Annotated in this window: 21 protein-coding genes; 9 read left to right on the forward strand and 12 right to left on the reverse strand. The window is 59.4% G+C overall.

Annotated elements, in window-relative coordinates; translation table 11 throughout:
- Positions 1 to 29 precede the first annotated feature (29 nt).
- From ACO2Q9_RS10990 to ACO2Q9_RS11000, 3 genes are all read right to left on the reverse strand, one after another.
- On the reverse strand, positions 30 to 269 hold the full coding sequence (locus ACO2Q9_RS10990) for a DUF2933 domain-containing protein (RefSeq protein WP_423311168.1): 240 nt from the start codon (positions 267 to 269) through the stop codon (positions 30 to 32).
- 202 nt (positions 270 to 471) lie between these two features.
- Positions 472 to 885: a DUF305 domain-containing protein gene (locus ACO2Q9_RS10995; RefSeq protein WP_423311170.1), complete on the reverse strand. Its 414-nt coding sequence runs from the start codon at positions 883 to 885 to the stop codon at positions 472 to 474.
- 29 nt (positions 886 to 914) lie between these two features.
- Complete coding sequence (locus tag ACO2Q9_RS11000) at positions 915 to 1256, reverse strand: four-helix bundle copper-binding protein (protein WP_423311172.1); 342 nt, start codon at positions 1254 to 1256, stop codon at positions 915 to 917.
- A 353-nt stretch (positions 1257 to 1609) separates the two neighbouring features.
- Between ACO2Q9_RS11000 and ACO2Q9_RS11005 the strand changes: the two genes are divergently transcribed.
- Complete coding sequence (locus ACO2Q9_RS11005) at positions 1610 to 2044, forward strand: hypothetical protein (protein WP_423311174.1); 435 nt, start codon at positions 1610 to 1612, stop codon at positions 2042 to 2044.
- A gap of 92 nt (positions 2045 to 2136) precedes the next feature.
- On the forward strand, positions 2137 to 2661 hold the full coding sequence (locus ACO2Q9_RS11010) for a DUF4148 domain-containing protein (protein WP_423311176.1): 525 nt from the start codon (positions 2137 to 2139) through the stop codon (positions 2659 to 2661).
- 122 nt (positions 2662 to 2783) lie between these two features.
- Here the strand turns inward: ACO2Q9_RS11010 and arsH are convergent, their stop codons facing one another.
- The 7 genes from arsH to ACO2Q9_RS11045 all read right to left on the reverse strand — a co-directional run bounded on the left by arsH (position 2784) and on the right by ACO2Q9_RS11045 (position 7789).
- Positions 2784 to 3497: an arsenical resistance protein ArsH gene (gene arsH, locus ACO2Q9_RS11015; protein WP_423311178.1), complete on the reverse strand. Its 714-nt coding sequence runs from the start codon at positions 3495 to 3497 to the stop codon at positions 2784 to 2786.
- Positions 3472 to 4518: an ACR3 family arsenite efflux transporter gene (arsB, locus tag ACO2Q9_RS11020; RefSeq protein ID WP_423311180.1), complete on the reverse strand. Its 1047-nt coding sequence runs from the start codon at positions 4516 to 4518 to the stop codon at positions 3472 to 3474. The genes arsH and arsB overlap by 26 nt, the downstream gene beginning before the upstream one ends.
- An 8-nt stretch (positions 4519 to 4526) precedes the next feature.
- On the reverse strand, positions 4527 to 5033 hold the full coding sequence (locus ACO2Q9_RS11025; RefSeq protein WP_423311182.1) for an arsenate reductase ArsC: 507 nt from the start codon (positions 5031 to 5033) through the stop codon (positions 4527 to 4529).
- 80 nt (positions 5034 to 5113) lie between these two features.
- Positions 5114 to 5437, reverse strand: a complete 324-nt coding sequence (locus ACO2Q9_RS11030; protein WP_423311184.1) for an ArsR/SmtB family transcription factor — start codon at positions 5435 to 5437, stop codon at positions 5114 to 5116.
- Complete coding sequence (locus ACO2Q9_RS11035) at positions 5430 to 5567, reverse strand: hypothetical protein (RefSeq protein ID WP_423311186.1); 138 nt, start codon at positions 5565 to 5567, stop codon at positions 5430 to 5432. The genes ACO2Q9_RS11030 and ACO2Q9_RS11035 overlap by 8 nt, the downstream gene beginning before the upstream one ends.
- Before the next feature lie 132 nt (positions 5568 to 5699).
- Entirely contained in the window at positions 5700 to 7106 is a 1407-nt protein-coding gene (locus tag ACO2Q9_RS11040) for a heavy metal sensor histidine kinase (RefSeq protein WP_423311188.1), read from the reverse strand.
- Entirely contained in the window at positions 7103 to 7789 is a 687-nt protein-coding gene (locus ACO2Q9_RS11045) for a heavy metal response regulator transcription factor (RefSeq protein ID WP_423311190.1), read from the reverse strand. Before ACO2Q9_RS11045 ends, ACO2Q9_RS11040 begins: the two co-directional genes overlap by 4 nt.
- A gap of 87 nt (positions 7790 to 7876) precedes the next feature.
- On the opposite strand from ACO2Q9_RS11045, the gene ACO2Q9_RS11050 reads away from it, so the two are divergent.
- From ACO2Q9_RS11050 to ACO2Q9_RS11075, 6 genes are all read left to right on the forward strand, one after another.
- A complete protein-coding gene (locus ACO2Q9_RS11050; protein WP_423311192.1) occupies positions 7877 to 8254 on the forward strand; it encodes a hypothetical protein in 378 nt (125 codons plus the stop codon).
- The gene (locus ACO2Q9_RS11055; RefSeq protein ID WP_423311193.1) at positions 8251 to 9684 is read left to right on the forward strand and encodes a TolC family protein; all 1434 of its coding nucleotides are present in this window, start codon (positions 8251 to 8253) and stop codon (positions 9682 to 9684) included. Before ACO2Q9_RS11050 ends, ACO2Q9_RS11055 begins: the two co-directional genes overlap by 4 nt.
- Positions 9685 to 9703: 19 nt before the next feature.
- Positions 9704 to 11116 carry a multicopper oxidase family protein gene (locus tag ACO2Q9_RS11060; protein ID WP_423311194.1) on the forward strand — a complete coding sequence of 471 codons (1413 nt, stop codon included), beginning with the start codon at positions 9704 to 9706 and terminating at the stop codon, positions 11114 to 11116.
- A 39-nt stretch (positions 11117 to 11155) separates the two neighbouring features.
- On the forward strand, positions 11156 to 11641 hold the full coding sequence (locus ACO2Q9_RS11065) for a cupredoxin domain-containing protein (RefSeq protein ID WP_423311195.1): 486 nt from the start codon (positions 11156 to 11158) through the stop codon (positions 11639 to 11641).
- 41 nt (positions 11642 to 11682) lie between these two features.
- Entirely contained in the window at positions 11683 to 12021 is a 339-nt protein-coding gene (locus ACO2Q9_RS11070; RefSeq protein WP_423311196.1) for a copper-binding protein, read from the forward strand.
- A 75-nt stretch (positions 12022 to 12096) separates the two neighbouring features.
- Positions 12097 to 12390: a hypothetical protein gene (locus tag ACO2Q9_RS11075; protein WP_423311198.1), complete on the forward strand. Its 294-nt coding sequence runs from the start codon at positions 12097 to 12099 to the stop codon at positions 12388 to 12390.
- A gap of 93 nt (positions 12391 to 12483) precedes the next feature.
- Here the strand turns inward: ACO2Q9_RS11075 and cueR are convergent, their stop codons facing one another.
- On the reverse strand, positions 12484 to 13044 hold the full coding sequence (cueR, locus tag ACO2Q9_RS11080) for a Cu(I)-responsive transcriptional regulator (RefSeq protein ID WP_423311200.1): 561 nt from the start codon (positions 13042 to 13044) through the stop codon (positions 12484 to 12486).
- 97 nt (positions 13045 to 13141) lie between these two features.
- Positions 13142 to 13333, reverse strand: coding sequence for a heavy-metal-associated domain-containing protein (locus ACO2Q9_RS11085; protein ID WP_423311202.1), 192 nt, complete (start codon positions 13331 to 13333; stop codon positions 13142 to 13144).
- 203 nt (positions 13334 to 13536) lie between these two features.
- Here ACO2Q9_RS11085 and ACO2Q9_RS11090 point away from each other — a divergent pair.
- On the forward strand, positions 13537 to 15777 hold a 2241-nt coding region (locus tag ACO2Q9_RS11090), incomplete at its 3' end, for a Tn3-like element IS1071 family transposase (protein ID WP_423311204.1).

Consider the following 15777-nt stretch of genomic DNA (forward strand, 5'->3'; position numbering starts at 1 on the left):
TGAAGATGAGTGTGTTGTCCTGCACGGGACTAATTGCGGCCTGATCCGCCGCCATGCGAACCGTGGCTCCCATGTCCGTGGAAGAGGTGCATTAGGGGGCAGGCCAACAGGAGCAGGTAAGGCCAATAGCCTGCGATGTGCGACCAGTGCTCTCTGAGCAGGAAGAATGCCCCGATCAGTCCCAGCATGATCACTGCACCGATCAACTTCTTGCTACCTGTTGCAGACTTCGTAGCGCCCGAATGCTCGGCGGTGTGGCTGTGGTTCATGGTGTTCTCCAACAAAGGTCACAGGTGGTAGACCTCGTGGGAACGATAAGGCTTAACACGGTGGGAGTGTCAAGCAAGAACCTTTGCCACCTTTGACCTCAATCAAGGGCCTGAACTGCAACAGGCATCCGATCCCTTCCCAAACGGCACTGCCCTGGATTTCGACGATCCAAGAGCCAGGGCAGCGACATCGGACTCAGGACTATTTGGTGGGAGCGGCAGGTGTCTTGCCACTGCGGGCCAAAAATGCATCCAGTTCAGCGATTTCCTTTTTCTGAGCGGCAACGATGTCCTTGGCCATCTTGAGCATTTTTGGGTCCTTGCCGTCCCGCAACTGGGCCTGGGCCATGTCAATCGCACCCTGGTGGTGGACCCGCATCATCTGGGCAAAATCCACATCTGGGTTGCCCGACATTGGCACGGATGCCATCTTGTCGTTGTTCTCTTTCATCATCGCCATCATGTCCATCTTGCCGTGAGGCATCGATTGATCCATACCGGCGCCCTTCATGCCCGAGTGGGGGGCGGTCTGGGCCTGCAGTGCCAGAGGCGACAACAAGCCACAAGCTATGACAGCGGCGGCGGACAGCGAGTGAAAAGCTGGGAATGTTTTCATAGATGTTCTCCAGGAGTTAAGCAACGCGATTACGCCGCGTGCGCCATGGCGTCGCACTCTTGGGCGCACTCGAGACAAGCCTGCGCACAGGCCTTGCAGTGGTCTGCCTCATGCTTGGCGCACTCATCGGCGCAGGCCTTGCAGATCTGAGCGCACAGCGCGCAAATCGCAGCTGCATGCTCGCTATTGCGCGCCATGGCGTCGACCGCGAAGCTACAAGCTGCCGCGCAGTCAACGTCCAAGGCAATGCAGCGCGCCATCATCTTCACGTCGTCTTCTTTCAGACAAGCTGCGAAGCACTGATGACAAGCCGTCGCGCACGACTGGCAAGCCTCGATGCAAGACATGTATTGGTTCGGGGTGTGGTTCATCAAAATCTCCTGATAAGTAGCTCGAAAGATGAGCGGGAACCTGCGCAGTTGGTTGCGAGGAGCGTCCATCTTTTGCCGCGTGGGGTACTCGGCGCTGTAGGCTGGCACCGCCGATTAACGCGGCTTTCGAGCGATTTGCCCTCGTTTTGGGCCAAAGATTACGAGGACCTTTCAGGGCTGTAATCGGTGCGTCACCTTCGCGTAAGGAGTTGCCGAAAAAGGCGCGGTCTGATCCCTCGACGCGCGCACCAGTTCATATTTGTGACCCTCTCCCGCAGGCATTGCATGTGGCTATCAAAAGCGTAATCGGAAGGTCACTGCCAAGTAGGGGTGCGATTTCTAGACTTCTCTCCGTGGTGCAGAAAAACGCCACCTGGATGGACCATATCGGGCATCCGGCGCCACAGGAGACCATCATGAGAATTCGTACCGCAATCTTCGTCGCGAGCCTTGCTGCATTCGCTACGACGTCCTTCGCCACTTCCGTTTACCACGCAAGTCCAAGCCAAGAAGAAGGCGTGAGCCTGGCCCCCTCCCACCTCGGTAACGCGGTCAGTCGCGAGGCTGTCGCAGGCACCGTTGTGGCCGCCCAAAAGGACGGTTCGCTGTACTGGATCAGCCGTGGCTACCCCGCCACCTACCCACGCGTCCAGGGCCCCAAGCTGACCAAGACTCGCCAGCAAGTCACGGATGAGCTGCAGTCCGCTAAGCGCAACCGCATCACCAGCGATGGCATGCGCGACCTGGGCGGCGAAGCAGGTTGGGTCAACGCCCGCCAACTGCCCTGAACGGGCTCAGCGACACCCGCGACCGCGCGCCTTCAAAACTGGCTTGCGGTCGCACTTAAACCACCACGTCAACTCAAGAAGGAAATCCCATCATGAAAATCAAGTCCACCCTCATCGTTCTCTCACTCATCGCCGCGCCCGCATTTGCTTCGGACCAAGTGGTCAGCAAAACGCGCGAACAAGTGCGGGCTGAGTTGGTGCAGGCTCAGAAAAGGGGCGAGATGCTCGCCTCTGGCGAGTCGGGTCTGACGCTCAAGCAAATCAACCCCGCTGCATACCCGGTAACTGCTTCAACCCAGGCCCCCAAAACTCGCGAGCAAGTGCGTGCCGAACTAGATCGGGCAATCCAGACGGGCGAGATGCTTGCGGCAGGAGAATCGGGCGCCAAGCTCAATGAACTCGTGTCGCGCCGCTACCCTGCAATTGCCGTCAAATCCTACAAGTCCCGGGACGAGGTCAAGAGTGAGCTGGCCCGCGCCATCCGCGAAGGCGAAGTCGAAGCTGTGGGCGAAGATGGCCGAAAACTGAACGAAATTTATCCGGACCGCTACCATGCTGCGCAGCATGCTGCGGTTTCTGCCGAGGCAGAAGAATCCGCAAAGGCGTCACATTTCTGATGCAGCGTCGCAAGGCTTTGCCATTGCTGTGAGAGCTATGGGAGCAACCACGCGCAGCAGAACTCCAAAATTGGCGGTTGTCACTTATGTCTGGACAAGCAAACACGCAACCCTGCGCCGGATCAGATGCAGTGCTGGTTCACCCGATTTGACAGCGCCTCAGCGCTCTCCCGGCGCTCGCTGTACCGATCCACCAAGTAGTCGGCGCAGTCGCGCGTGAGAAGCGTGAATTTCACCAGTTCTTCCATTACATCCACCACGCGCTCGTAGTAGCTCGATGGCTTCATGCGGCCGCTCTCGTCGAATTCGAGAAAAGCCTTGGCAACTGATGACTGGTTGGGGATCGTGATCATGCGCATCCACCGGCCGAGCACCCGCATCTGGTTGACCGCATTAAACGACTGCGAGCCGCCCGAGACTTCCATGACCGCCAGTGTTTTGCCCTGGGTGGGCCGCACGGCACCCACGGACAGGGGTATCCAGTCGATTTGCATCTTTAGGATGCCGGTCATCGCGCCGTGGCGCTCGGGGGAGGTCCACACCATGCCCTCGGACCACTGGGCCAGTTCTCGCAGCTCCGCCACCTTAGGATGGCTGTCGGGTTCCGAGTCGGGCAGCGGCAAGCCGCGTGGGTCGAAGATGCGGGTTTCGGCCCCGAGGGAGCGCAGCAGCCGTGCGGCTTCCTCCGTCAGCAACCGGCTGTAGGAGCGCTCACGCACCGAGCCATAGAGCAACAGAATGCGGGGTGCATGGGTGGAACGCTGCGCGGGCACCAGCCGCTCAAGATCGGCCTGCTCGAAGAGCGCCGCTTCAATGTTGGGAAGATCCAGATTCATACCAGCCCTTGGAGGAGTTCACAACTTTGACCACGAGGAGCATGATCGGCACTTCGATGAGCACGCCAACCACAGTTGCAAGCGCTGCCCCCGAGTGAAAGCCAAACAGGCTGATGGCCGTGGCGACCGCCAGCTCGAAGAAGTTAGATGCGCCGATCAGTGCCGATGGGCACGCAATGGCATGTTTCTCTCCGACCGCCCGATTCAGCCAATAGGCCAACGCAGAGTTGAAAAACACCTGAATCAGGATAGGCACGGCAAGCAGCGCGATGACTAAGGGTTGCTTCAGGATGGCCTCACCTTGGAATGCGAAAAGCAGCACCAGCGTAAGCAGCAGTGCGGCAATCGACCAGGGCCCAATACGATGCAGCGCCGCTTCAAACGCTGCCAGGCCACGCGCTAGAAGCGCTCGACGCAGCCATTGGGCTAGCACCACGGGGATGAGGATGTAAAGCACCAACGACGTGAGCAATGTGTCCCAAGGTACGGTAATGGCCGACAAGCCGAGCAAGAAGGCCACCAGCGGCGCAAACGCCACGATCATGATGCTGTCGTTCAACGCCACTTGGGACAAGGTGAACAGCGGGTCACCCCCAGTTAAGCGACTCCACACGAACACCATGGCCGTGCATGGAGCAGCAGCCAGGAGGATCAGTCCGGCGATGTAGCTGTCGAGCTGGTCAGCCGGCAAGTACGGTGCGAACCACTGGCGGATGAACAGCCAGCCGAGAAACGCCATGGAAAACGGCTTAACCAACCAGTTCACGAACAAGGTGACCCCGATGCCGCGCATGTGGTTACGCACCTCCCCCAGGGCGGCAAAGTCCACCTTGAGCAGCATCGGAATGATCATCACCCAGATGAGCAGGCCCACGGGGATGTTCACCCGCGCCACCTCCCAACTGCCGATGGCCTGGGCAGCGCCGGGGAACACCTGACCGAGGCCGATTCCCACCACGATGCACAGCACCACCCAAACTGTGAGATAGCGCTCGAACACGCTCATACTGGACTTCTGCATTTGAACGCTCAGTTCGAGACCAGCTGGCGAGCCGTGGATTGCAGCGTTGTCTTGGCGAGCTTGTGCTCCGGCAGGCTCACCAGAAGTTCCAATCGACGCTTCATGGCGTGCAACGTTTGACGGAAGGCTTCGAGCTTTTGCGCTTCAGGGGCATCGCCCTCGCTGGGGTCTGCGTAACCCCAGTGGGCCGTGGCGGGGTGGCCTGGCCAGATGGGGCAAACCTCGCCCGCGGCGTTGTCGCACACAGTAATGATCAGGTCCATGTGCGGCGCGTCGGGGGCCGCAAATTCGTCCCAGCTCTTGCTGCGCAGGCCTTCTGTCGAAATGCCTGCGTTCTGCAGCACCTGCAGGCCCAGGGGATTGGGTTGCTGGTTGTCGCGTGGGCTGCTGCCGGCAGAGTAGGCCTTAAAGCGGCTTGTGCCCATGTCATTGAGCAGGGCTTCGGCCAGGATGCTGCGCGCAGAGTTGTGCGTGCAAAGGAAGAGAACGTTCAGGGGTTGTCGCGTATCGGTCATGGTGAACTCCAGGGTTGACGGGGTGAATCGGGGCTCGAGCGCGCGTGGGTGCGAGCGTGGTTCGTCTCACGGCGACACGGTCAGCAGTCGCAGGAGGTCGCCTCTTCGGTGAGGCAGGCCACTCCCTCGCAGCAGTTTTCTGTCAGATAGGCCAACAGCTCATTCATGGTCTGGAATGAGGCCCGGTAGACGAGATTGCGGCCGTGGCGCTCCTGGCTTACCAAGCCTGCGTGGGCAAGCTCCTTCAGGTGAAACGACAGAGTGTTGGATGCAACCCTCAGTTGTTCGGAGATCGCGCCGGGCGTGAGGCCTTCTTGACCCGCGACGATGAGTGCGCGAAAGACACGGAGGCGTAACTCTTGTGCAAGAGCCGCAAGTGAGCGAACAACATCTGATTCATTCATGACTCAATAATACAACGATTGTTGTAATATTGAAATAATTGCCCAAGCGCAGTATTTGGGCGATGACCACCTTCTGGATTTCCGGCATGAGAGCTTCATTGGTGCCAGGTGTAATCAGCACAACAGGCACGGAGAGGTCTCCACCACGTGCGCATTTTCTCGGCAAAGGGAACGACGTTTTGATCCGCTGCTCCCGGTGGAACCAGGTGTTGCAGGTGCTGCTCCAGGCTCAATTCAGCAGCCTATGAGGGTAGCGAGAGGGTCATGCCTCTGCGGTGAGGTGTTTGCCAGCACTGCGCGTGCTCGGAAAATGCATCGAAAAGCAGGTCATGCCATCGACCGAACTCACTGACATGCTGCCGCCGTGCGCGTGAACGATGGCCTGGGTGATGGACAGGCCAAGGCCCGCTCCATCTGAGTCCAGTTGTTTTCGCGATTTGTCGGCGCGGAAGAACCGATCGAACAGGCGGGGGACAATTTGCTCGTCGATGGGAGGGCCTGCGTTCAAGACATTGACCGTTGTTCCATTGGCGTTGCCCATGACGTCGATGACCACTCGCTCACCAGCGGGTGTGTAGCGAATCGCATTGGACAAAAGATTGCTCAGGGCTCGACGGAGCATCAATCGATCACCCCAAACCTCTGCCTGCCCAACGAGCTCCAGCCGCACCTGCTTTTCTTCGGCAAGCGCCTCATAGAAGTCATACAGTGCCCGTGTTTCATCATGAACGGCGATTTTTTCGGTGCTGGGAAGGATGAGTCCGTGATCGGCCTTTGCAAGGAACAGCATGTCGGCGACCATGCGGGCCAAACGTTGGTACTCCTCGGCGTTGGAGGCAAGAATGTCCCGGTACTCGTCTGAAGAACGGGCCTGGCTGAGCGTGACCTGCGTCTGTGTCATCAAGTTGTTGATGGGCGTACGCAGCTCGTGTGCCAGATCCGAAGAAAACTCTGAGAGGCGGTCGAACTCTTCCTTTAGGCGCCGGAGCATTTCGTTCAGAGTGGTAGCAAGGTCTGCCATCTCCACCGGAAACTCCTGGGTCGGCATCCGCTCGTCCAGTCGCTGTGCCGTGATGGCCATCGCGCGGGACCGCATAGCCCGAAGGGGGGCCAAGCCATTCTTTGCGGCCCACCAGCCCAGGACCCCGGCCACCAGCGTTGCCAATGCAACATAGCCCACCAGCACCCGAATGAGGCCTTGCATGAAATGCTTGTGGTGTGCGATGTCCAACGCGACCCAGATCTGAAGCGGTGAATCAGACGCGCCCGGCAACGAAACGGATTCGGACATTCCGCGGTACTCACGGTCCTTGGTTTGCCAGGATGCAACCCCCAGGCGGGCCTTTTGGGTCAGAGCGACGAGGTCCTCAGGGAACTGGAAATCGGTGGTCGCGTAGAGAGGTTTCCCGCCCCGAAGCACGCTGACAAAGAGGCCTTCATGACTATGGAGAACATCGTCCAGCCGAATCTGGAGATCCTGCTGGGATTTGGATTTTCCGATGACTTCCCGTGTCAGATGAATCTTGTCACGCAGCGTGTCCCGGTCAAGTTCCACAAAATGCCGGTCAATGGAAATGGCGACAAGCGTCCCCAGTCCAACGAGGACGAGCCCGGAAGCCAGCGTAAAAAAGACCGTCAGCCGCGTCGTGAGCGAGTACCTGGCTTTCACACGCTCTCCTGAGGTGACTCAAGCACATACCCCATTCCACGAACCGTCTGGATCAGCTTGGTGTCGTAGGCGTCATCGATCTTGGCCCGCAGCCTGCGCATCGCCACCTCGATCACGTTGGAATCGCTATCGAAATTCATGTCCCACACCTGGGAGGCGATCAGGGAACGCGGCAGGACTTCCCCTTGGCGGCGCATCAATAGCTCCAGCAAGCCGAACTCCTTGGCTGTGAGGTCGATGCGCTTGCCTGAGCGGCTGACGCGCCGGCGCAGAAGGTCCAGCTCAAGGTCGGACACCTGCAGTACTGTCACTTCCGTGCCATTGCGCCCGCGTCGCAGGATGGTGCGCACCCGCGCCAGCAGCTCGGCAAAGGAGAACGGTTTGACCAAGTAATCGTCAGCACCCAGCTCCAGGCCCTTCACTCGGTCTTGCACCTGGTCCTTTGCCGTGAGAAACAGGACGGGCATCTCCTCGCCGTGACGGCGCAGATTGGTGAGCACCTGCCATCCGTCCATCCCAGGAAGCATCACGTCCAGGATCACCAGGTCGTAGTCACCTTCCTGGGCCAGATGCAGGCCATCGATGCCGTTGTGGACAAGGTCGGCGTTGAACCCTGCCTCGCGCAACCCTTGGCGCAGGTATTCACCGGTTTTGATTTCATCCTCTACGACCAATATCTTCATGCGGTCTCCCTGGCACTGCGTGTGGCCGCAAGTGTGCCCGTGGATCGCTGGCTTTCTTGAACATGACAAAGATGTAATGAAGCCGTTATGTCGTCGGAAGCCATTGGCTCACACAATGCGTTGCATCAAGAACGCATGGGTGAACCTATGAAAATTTCCTGGCTTTCGCGACCTACCTCAATCCCCTGGCTGGCCGCAGCGCTATTGGCGCCGTGCCTCGCCCTGGCACAGATGCCCGATGGCGAACCCGCGAAGGTGGACTACCAGCTTTCGTACCGTTCAGCCCTCTCAGGCTATGAAGCCTACAAAGAGCAATCTGTCCAGCCCTGGAAGGCGGCTAACGACAAGGTGGGCGAGATCGGCGGGTGGCGCGCCTATGCCAAGGAAAGCCGCCAAACGTCACCGGCAACCGGGCAGGAACAACCCGCGCAGGGCCATGATGCACACCACGGGGGCAAACAATGAATCGCCCCTTGCGCATGCCCCGCGCCAAACTCGTGATTGCCGTGGCCGCAGTTGCGGTGTTGTCTGGCTGCGCCAGCGTGAATCTGGAGCAAAACCTCTCCAGCGCCAACGCGGCGGCAAGCAGCTTCACGGACGGCCAGCTCACCCTGGCCCGGGACCAAAGCGAGCGAGATGCGTTGCGACAGCGCGCTTCGGATCTGCTGGCCAAGCCGCTCAGTCAGAAGGATGCTGTGCAACTCGCACTCGTCAATAGCCCATCCCTGCAGGCCATCGTGGCCCAGAATTGGGCGGACGCGTCAACGGCAGCTCAGTCCGGCCGCATCGCGAACCCCATCCTGAGCCTGGAGCGTGTGCGCTTGGGAGATGAGACGGAAATCGGACGCCTCCTGTCCTTCGGTCTTCTGGACCTGCTGACCTTGCCAACGCGCAAGGGCATTGCCGAGCGACGCATCAAGCAGACCCAGTTGCGCCTGAGCAGCGACGTAGTGGACCAAGTGACGCAGGTGCGCCAGGCTTGGGTACGCGCCGTGGCCGCACAACAGACTTTCACCTACACACAGCAAGTGTTCGCCAGTGCTCAGGCCAGCGCCGAACTTGCCAAGCGCATGCAGTCGGTGGGCAATTTCAACAAGCTTGACCGTGCACGCCAGCAAGCTTTCTATGCCGACACAGCGACCCAGCTGGCCACTGCCCAGCACCAGGTCACGGCAGCCCGCGAGGAGCTGGTACGGCTGCTAGGCCTGGACGACAGCCAAGCCCAACAGCTCAAGTTGCCCGAGCGCCTGCCCACACTGCCCAAGGAGCCGCTCTCCCCATCGGACGCTGGCCGCCAGGCGTCCAAGGGGAGGCTGGATCTGCAGCTTGCGAAGGCCGACTACGACGCAGCGGCTCGGTCGCAAGGCTGGAACACGCTCACCACTTTCACGGACATCGAGCTGGGAGTTAGGCGCGATTCGGTCTTTGATGCCGCCGAAAACACCCACTCCACACGGCGCGGCTTCGAGATCAGCCTGCAGTTGCCGATCTTCGATTGGGGTGGCATGCGGCGCGACGCTATGAACGCGCAGACCCTAGCTGCAGCCAATCGCCTTGAGGCGACTGCCCGCGCGGCGGGCTCCAACCTTCGGGAGAGCTACTCCGCGTACCGCACTGCGTATGACATCGCGCGTCACCATCGCGACGAAGTGATCCCCCTGAGAAAAACCATCTCCGAAGAAAACCAGCTTCGCTACAACGGGATGCTGATCAGCGTTTTCGAGTTGCTCGCTGACTCCCGCGACCAGGTGAACTCGGTGATGGCGGCCCTGAACGCCGAACAGCAGTTCTGGCAGGCGGACGCCGCCCTTCAGGCTTCTCTCATCGGCAAGCCCACCAGCGCTGGCGTCTCGGGCGGTGGCGCAGCCGCTGCCGAAGCTGGTGCAGGCCACTGATCCCCTCAAGGAAACCAACATGAATTCGAGAAGAGATTTTTTCCGATTTGCGGGCTTCGCCGGAGGGGCCGTTGCCGCAGCGAGTGTGAGCCGGGTGGCGATGGCAGCACTGCCGGAACCGGTGTACCAGACAAGTCCAGACACCATGGCGCCACTCGTACCCAATTCTGGGCGCCCCTACAACCCGGTGGTCACGCTCAACGGCTGGACACTGCCCTGGCGCATGAATCAGGGGGTCAAGGAGTTTCACTTGGTGGCAGAACCGGTGGTGCGCGAGATGGCCCCTGGCTTCAAGGCGCATCTTTGGGGGTACAACGGCCAAAGTCCGGGCCCCACCATCGAAGTGGTGGAAGGCGACCGCGTTCGTATTTTTGTGACAAACAAGCTGCCCGAGCACACCAGCATCCACTGGCACGGACAGCGTTTGCCCAACGGCATGGACGGCGTGGCAGGGCTGAACCAGCCCGCGATCCAGTCGGGGAAGACCTTTGTCTACGAATTCGTGGCGCGCCGTCCAGGTACCTTCATGTACCACCCGCACGCCGATGAGATGACCCAGATGGCCATGGGCATGATGGGCTTTTGGATCACGCATCCAAAGACCAAGCATCCGCTGATTGATGAAGTGAATCGAGACTTTTGCTTCCTGCTCAGTGCCTACGACATTGAGCCCGGGGCCGCTACGCCGAAGGTCGCGGAAATGCTGAATTTCAATTTATGGACTTGGAACAGCCGCATCTTTCCAGGCATCGATTCCTTGAACGTCCGGCTCAACGACAAGGTGCGCATTCGCATCGGCAACCTCACCATGACCAACCACCCGATGCATTTGCACGGTCACGAGTTTTTGGTCACCGGCACGGACGGCGGTCCCACACCCAAGAGCACCCGTCTGTATGAAGTGACCACCGACGTCGCCGTTGGACAGATGCGCCAGATCGAGTTCCTCGCGGACGAAGAAGGCGACTGGGCGTTCCATTGCCACAAGAGTCACCACACCATGAACGCAATGGGGCACGACATTCCCACCATGATTGGCGTGGACCACAGGGGCGTTGCCAAGAAGATCAACAACCTGATACCCGACTACATGGTCATGGGCGAACGGGGCATGGCCGACATGACCGAGATGGAGATGCCCATCCCGGACAACACCATTCCAATGATGACAGGAGAAGGCCCGTTCGGCTCGGTCGAAATGGGCGGGATGTTCAGCGTCCTCAAAGTACGCCGCGACCAGAAGCCGGGCGACTACAAGAACCCGGGTTGGTACAAGAACCCGGAGGGCACGGTGGCCTACGAGTACACCGGGCCGATGGCTGAACCGGCCCGCTTCAAGGCCGAGGGTGGGCAGTCCATGCCTCGCAAAGAGAAGTCCAGCTCAGACACTGTCGTCAAGGTCAAAAAGCCGTCTTCGCACAGCGGCCACTGATCGCCACGTTCCACATCACATCCACAACCCAAGGCAACTATGAAACGCACTCTTTCCCTGATCGCAGCCTCCGCCCTGGTGGCTCTGTCCTTCAACAGCTTTGCAGGTGGTACTCACAGCGGTGGTCACGGCCACGCAAGCGAGGAGTCGGCCATCGGTCAGCCTGGCAAGGCGGCCAAGGTGACCCGCACGATCAACGTGGACATGGCTGACACCATGCGCTTCACGCCGGCAGCAATCTCCGTCAAGCAGGGCGAAACCATCAGGTTCGTGATCAAGAACAGTGGCCAGGTCAAGCACGAGTTCAGTCTGGGCACCGAGGCCGAGCTCAAGGAGCACTACGAGACCATGAAGAAGTTCCCCGAGATGGAGCATGACGAGCCCAGCAAGATCTCCCTCGCACCAGGCAAACAGGGCGAAATCATCTGGCAATTCACCAAAGCCGGTGATGTGAATTTTGCGTGCCTGTACCCAGGCCACTACGACGCTGGCATGAAGGGCCAGGTCAAGGTTTCCAAGAAGTAAATCCCGGGTTGCTGTGCCAACCCACTGAACAAGGAACATTTATGAAGAAAACCAATACCGCCATCTCCGCCGTACTCCTGTCGCTGGCCACGCTGCTGCCGGTCTCGACCATGGCGCAGGCTGCTGCTGATGCCGCCAAGTCGTCCCCCGCCGCAGCCTCCATGACTGATGGCGAGGTTCGCAAGATTGATAAGGACAGCAGCAAGATCACCATCAAGCACGGGGAGATCAAGCATTTGGAGATGCCGGGCATGACCATGGTGTTCAACGCCAAGGACAAGTCCCTGCTCGACAAGGTACAGGTTGGCGACAAGGTCAGCTTTATGGTGGTCAGCGAAGGCGGAAAGATGGTCGTGACGGCCATCGAGCCAGCCAAGTAAGCCAAGCAATTCAGAGACAACGCCCTCAATCAGAGGGATTTACTCACCCGTGCGGCATTGCCGCGAAAGAAAACCATGAAAACTCTTCTCATCGCCCTCGGACTGACAGCCGCGTGTTCTGCTTTTGCAGCTGGGGATACCCAGGAAGCAACGCCCAATACCAACTCCAAGGCGCAAGCGCATGGAGAAGATCACAAGAAGGCACGACCCGCGACCGGTGTGAAACGCACCAAAGATGGCAGCACTGCACGTGGCGAGGGCTCCGGGGTATCGGATACGAGCAAGGCCGAGGCCCGGGGCCAGGAAAAAGCAAATGCCCGCGAAGCGATGCCGCACAAGGAAGTCACTCCGGGTTCTACGCCGAAGTAATCCGGCACCACAGGGGCGGAGGCCATATCCGCCCAAAATCTGCCATCCAGCCGTCGCCTCTGCGTGCGTCGGCGCCAAGGCATCAAACGCGCGTCAATGCGAGCCAAGATGGCTATGAACTCCCCGCATCCAGGTCATTAGATCGAGATGGCTGTTCGGGGACTGTTTGGTCGATTCCGTACGAGTTCGGCCGTCCTTGCCATCGCGCCGCTTTGGTTTGACAAAACTTGCGTTGTGATTGGGCACGGAGGGACTGTCGGCTGCAAGGTTGTCCAGGATCGCGCAGTGCGCATGATCGTCGCCAGCGCATACGGAAACCAGCTGCTCTAACGCTGTTTTCATCTCGACAATTTCTCTGAGTTTCTCTTCCAGGTCTGCGAGATGACGCTCGGCAATCGCTTTGACTTGCCGACTGGTACGGCCCGTGTCACCCCATTGACCGATCAATTCCGCAATCTGAGCCATCGAGAAGCCCAGACGGCGCGACTGCCGGATGAACCGCAATACAGAGACCTCGCGTTCGCCGTACTTCCTGTAGCCAGATTCACTTCGCTCGGCTTCAGGCAACAAGCCGGTCTGCTCGTAGTGGCGGATCATCTTGGCGGACACGCCGGCGGCCTTGGCTGCATCGCCGATATTCATGAGTGTGCTCATGGAGGCTCCTGTCTGGTGAATTGTCGATAGCAGGACTGTCCACCTTGCCACGATGTCAATGTCAAGGCCCCGAACAGTCCCCAGATCACGACGCAACTCAGGCGGGAGGGTACCCGGCTTCGGTCAATGCTTCGGCGAACGTCGCGCGGTCTTCAGTGCTTTGGACAGTGACGGTGCGCTTTGCCATGTCCACCTGGACCTTGCTCTCCAGATCGGTCATCTGCAGTGTCTGGCTCACCATTCCAGCACAGTGACCGCAGGTCATGTCGGGAAGTTGGAATTCATGCATTTTTTCACCTCTTGGAGAACGTTAAGAGGTGTCCAGTCTCGGGTTTGCCACGGAGGGAGGGGTCTCCTCGTTTTCAGTGCAATAAGTGACGGTACGCAAAGCTAGCACTGGCGCGGGGGTGGTCTGGGTAGACCGTTGATTTCATTGACTTTCCTGTTCGCTTTGTAAACGGGTATGGTGGCCTCCCACTTTTGAGGTTCACGATGCAGGGTTGGCACACAACGTTTTTGGGGATGCGTGGGCTCCCCCGCGATATCAGCGACTTCGAGATGAAGGCATTTTTCACCTTCGATGGTGCCGAGCGCGACGCAATCAATGCACGCCGAGGTGATTCCCACAAGCTTGGTCTGGCGCTCCATATTGGTTTCCTGCGCATGAGTGGGCGTTTGCTCGGTGCCTTTCGGGTAATTCCAGTAGCCTTGTGGCGCCACCTTGGCAACGAGCTTGGCATTGCAGCACCAGAAGTCGCCTCGCTGAGAGCCATGTATGAACGCGGGCGCACGCTATTCGATCACCAACAAGTAGCCTGCACGGTCCTTGGATTCCAGTGGATGAGCGAGCACCAGCGCCGCTCACTGGTACGTGAACTGCGCGACGAAGTGGCGCGCTGCGCCGACCGCGATCAGCTACTCGTGCGGGCGCGTCAATGGCTGTACAAGAACAAGCTGGTGATCGTGCACGAGCGGGCAATTCGGACACTGATTGCGGCGGCACTTGCCCAGCTTGAAGTTGAAACAGGCACCGCCATCGCCGCCAGCGTTGATCCAGCAACACTTGATCGCTGGCGAGCCTCAGTTTCAGAGCTGCGCCCAGATGGACAAACCCAGCAGAGTTGGCTATGGGCTGCACCGGCGAAACACTCAACCCGCCAAATCAGCGAGGTACTGGAGCGCATCGACCTGCTTTACACGCTGGACGTTCATAAGCACCTGGCAGACATCCCCGATCTCATCTTGCGCCGCTACGCGCGCCGACTTGTCTCCAGGCCGCCCTCAGCCGGAGCCAAGATCAAAGAGCCAGCGCGCACCGTGGAGGTCGCATGCTTTCTTCGGTATTGCCTGTTCACCACCACAGACCAGTTGATCCTTATGGTGCAGCGCCGGATCGCCGATCTGTGGCGTCAGGCTGCCGCCGATGTCCCCGCTACCGTCAATTGGGCCGCAATGTACAAAACGCTGCTCGGCGAACTTGTTGCCTTGAGCGCGCAAGGTGCGGTGCCAGATGCTGAGTTGCGTGCCCGTCTTGAAGCCTTGATCACCGAAACCCAGAAACGCAAACCACCGAGCAGGGCCTCCCTGGTCCGCGAGGGATTGATTGATGGAATTCGCCCCGTGCGGTCGTTGCTCGTCGCCATTGCAAAGCTGCCCTGGCAGGCCACCGGCGAGCATCCTGCCATCGAGTACCTTGCCAAGCTGCAAGCTTTATATCTCAAAGGATCCAGAAAGCTGCCAGTTGAAGTGGTGGCACCAAGTCTGGGAATGATCTGGCAGGTTTCGATCTCCAGCCCAGACCGGGAACGGGCGTTTCAGGCGTTGGAGGTGGCCACCCTGTTTGCCCTGCGCCGCGCGGTGCGCAATGGCTCGGTCTGGATTGAGCACAGCCTGAGCTTTCGGGGTCGTGCGCGCTTGTTCTTCACGGACGAGCGTTGGCAGGCAGAGTCCAAGAAACACTATGCCCGTCTATCGTTACCCAGCAAGGCTGCCACTTTCTTGAAGCCTTTGCTGGCCAGAGTAACTGCCGGTGTCGATGCGGTGGCCGCTGCAGCCCGCAGTGGCGTACTGCGCGTGGATGATGAACTCCATTTGTCGCCATTGCCCGCAGAGGACGAAGACCCAGAAGTGACCAAGCTGCGCGCGGCTTTGGATCACCGCATCGGTGAGGTTCAATTGCCGGAAGTGATTCTGGCCGTTGACGCCCAGGTGCGCTTTAGCTGGATCATGCTCGGACGTGAGCCGCGCTCTACCGACGAGCTGCTGATGGTCTATGCCGGCATCATGGCCCACGGCACCAGTCTGACTGCGGTCGAATGCGCGCGCATGATTCCGCAATTGTCTGCCACCAGCATTCGCCAGGCCATGCGCTGGGCGCGGGACGAACGGCGTCTGAGCCAGGCCTGCCAGGCTGTGCTGGAATTCATGCAGCGACACCCGATTGCCGCCACCTGGGGGCGGTCCGATTTGGCATCTTCTGACATGATGACCATGGAGACCACCAAACGGGTGTGGCAAGCCCGGCTTGATCCTCGGCGCAACACACCTTCCATTGGAATCTACTCCCATGTAAAAGACCGGTGGGGCATCTTCCATGCGCAGCCCTTTGTGCTCAATGAGCGCCAGGCGGGCGTGGCCATTGAAGGTGTCATCCGCCAAGAAAAGCTGGAGACCAGCCAGCTTGCTGTGGATACCCATGGCTACACCGACTTTGCCATGTCACATGCCCGTTTG

Origin of the sequence: Variovorax sp. VNK109 (assembly GCF_049445855.1) — a bacterium.
Taxonomy (GTDB): domain Bacteria; phylum Pseudomonadota; class Gammaproteobacteria; order Burkholderiales; family Burkholderiaceae_C; genus JAGOCV01.

What these genes read in the sequence shown, in the direction of transcription:
- ACO2Q9_RS11075 (WP_423311198.1), top strand. Translation starts at nt 12,097, where the DNA reads ATGAAAACTCTTCTCATCGCCCTCGGACTGACAGCCGCGTGTTCTGCT.
- cueR (WP_423311200.1), bottom strand. Translation starts at nt 13,044, where the DNA reads ATGAGCACACTCATGAATATCGGCGATGCAGCCAAGGCCGCCGGCGTG.
- ACO2Q9_RS11025 (WP_423311182.1), bottom strand. Translation starts at nt 5,033, where the DNA reads ATGACCGATACGCGACAACCCCTGAACGTTCTCTTCCTTTGCACGCAC.
- ACO2Q9_RS11065 (WP_423311195.1), top strand. Translation starts at nt 11,156, where the DNA reads ATGAAACGCACTCTTTCCCTGATCGCAGCCTCCGCCCTGGTGGCTCTG.
- ACO2Q9_RS10990 (WP_423311168.1), bottom strand. Translation starts at nt 269, where the DNA reads ATGAACCACAGCCACACCGCCGAGCATTCGGGCGCTACGAAGTCTGCA.
- ACO2Q9_RS11030 (WP_423311184.1), bottom strand. Translation starts at nt 5,437, where the DNA reads ATGAATGAATCAGATGTTGTTCGCTCACTTGCGGCTCTTGCACAAGAG.
- ACO2Q9_RS11060 (WP_423311194.1), top strand. Translation starts at nt 9,704, where the DNA reads ATGAATTCGAGAAGAGATTTTTTCCGATTTGCGGGCTTCGCCGGAGGG.
- ACO2Q9_RS11050 (WP_423311192.1), top strand. Translation starts at nt 7,877, where the DNA reads ATGTCGTCGGAAGCCATTGGCTCACACAATGCGTTGCATCAAGAACGC.
- ACO2Q9_RS11055 (WP_423311193.1), top strand. Translation starts at nt 8,251, where the DNA reads ATGAATCGCCCCTTGCGCATGCCCCGCGCCAAACTCGTGATTGCCGTG.
- ACO2Q9_RS11010 (WP_423311176.1), top strand. Translation starts at nt 2,137, where the DNA reads ATGAAAATCAAGTCCACCCTCATCGTTCTCTCACTCATCGCCGCGCCC.
- ACO2Q9_RS11000 (WP_423311172.1), bottom strand. Translation starts at nt 1,256, where the DNA reads ATGAACCACACCCCGAACCAATACATGTCTTGCATCGAGGCTTGCCAG.
- ACO2Q9_RS10995 (WP_423311170.1), bottom strand. Translation starts at nt 885, where the DNA reads ATGAAAACATTCCCAGCTTTTCACTCGCTGTCCGCCGCCGCTGTCATA.
- ACO2Q9_RS11045 (WP_423311190.1), bottom strand. Translation starts at nt 7,789, where the DNA reads ATGAAGATATTGGTCGTAGAGGATGAAATCAAAACCGGTGAATACCTG.
- arsH (WP_423311178.1), bottom strand. Translation starts at nt 3,497, where the DNA reads ATGAATCTGGATCTTCCCAACATTGAAGCGGCGCTCTTCGAGCAGGCC.
- arsB (WP_423311180.1), bottom strand. Translation starts at nt 4,518, where the DNA reads ATGCAGAAGTCCAGTATGAGCGTGTTCGAGCGCTATCTCACAGTTTGG.
- ACO2Q9_RS11085 (WP_423311202.1), bottom strand. Translation starts at nt 13,333, where the DNA reads ATGCATGAATTCCAACTTCCCGACATGACCTGCGGTCACTGTGCTGGA.
- ACO2Q9_RS11070 (WP_423311196.1), top strand. Translation starts at nt 11,683, where the DNA reads ATGAAGAAAACCAATACCGCCATCTCCGCCGTACTCCTGTCGCTGGCC.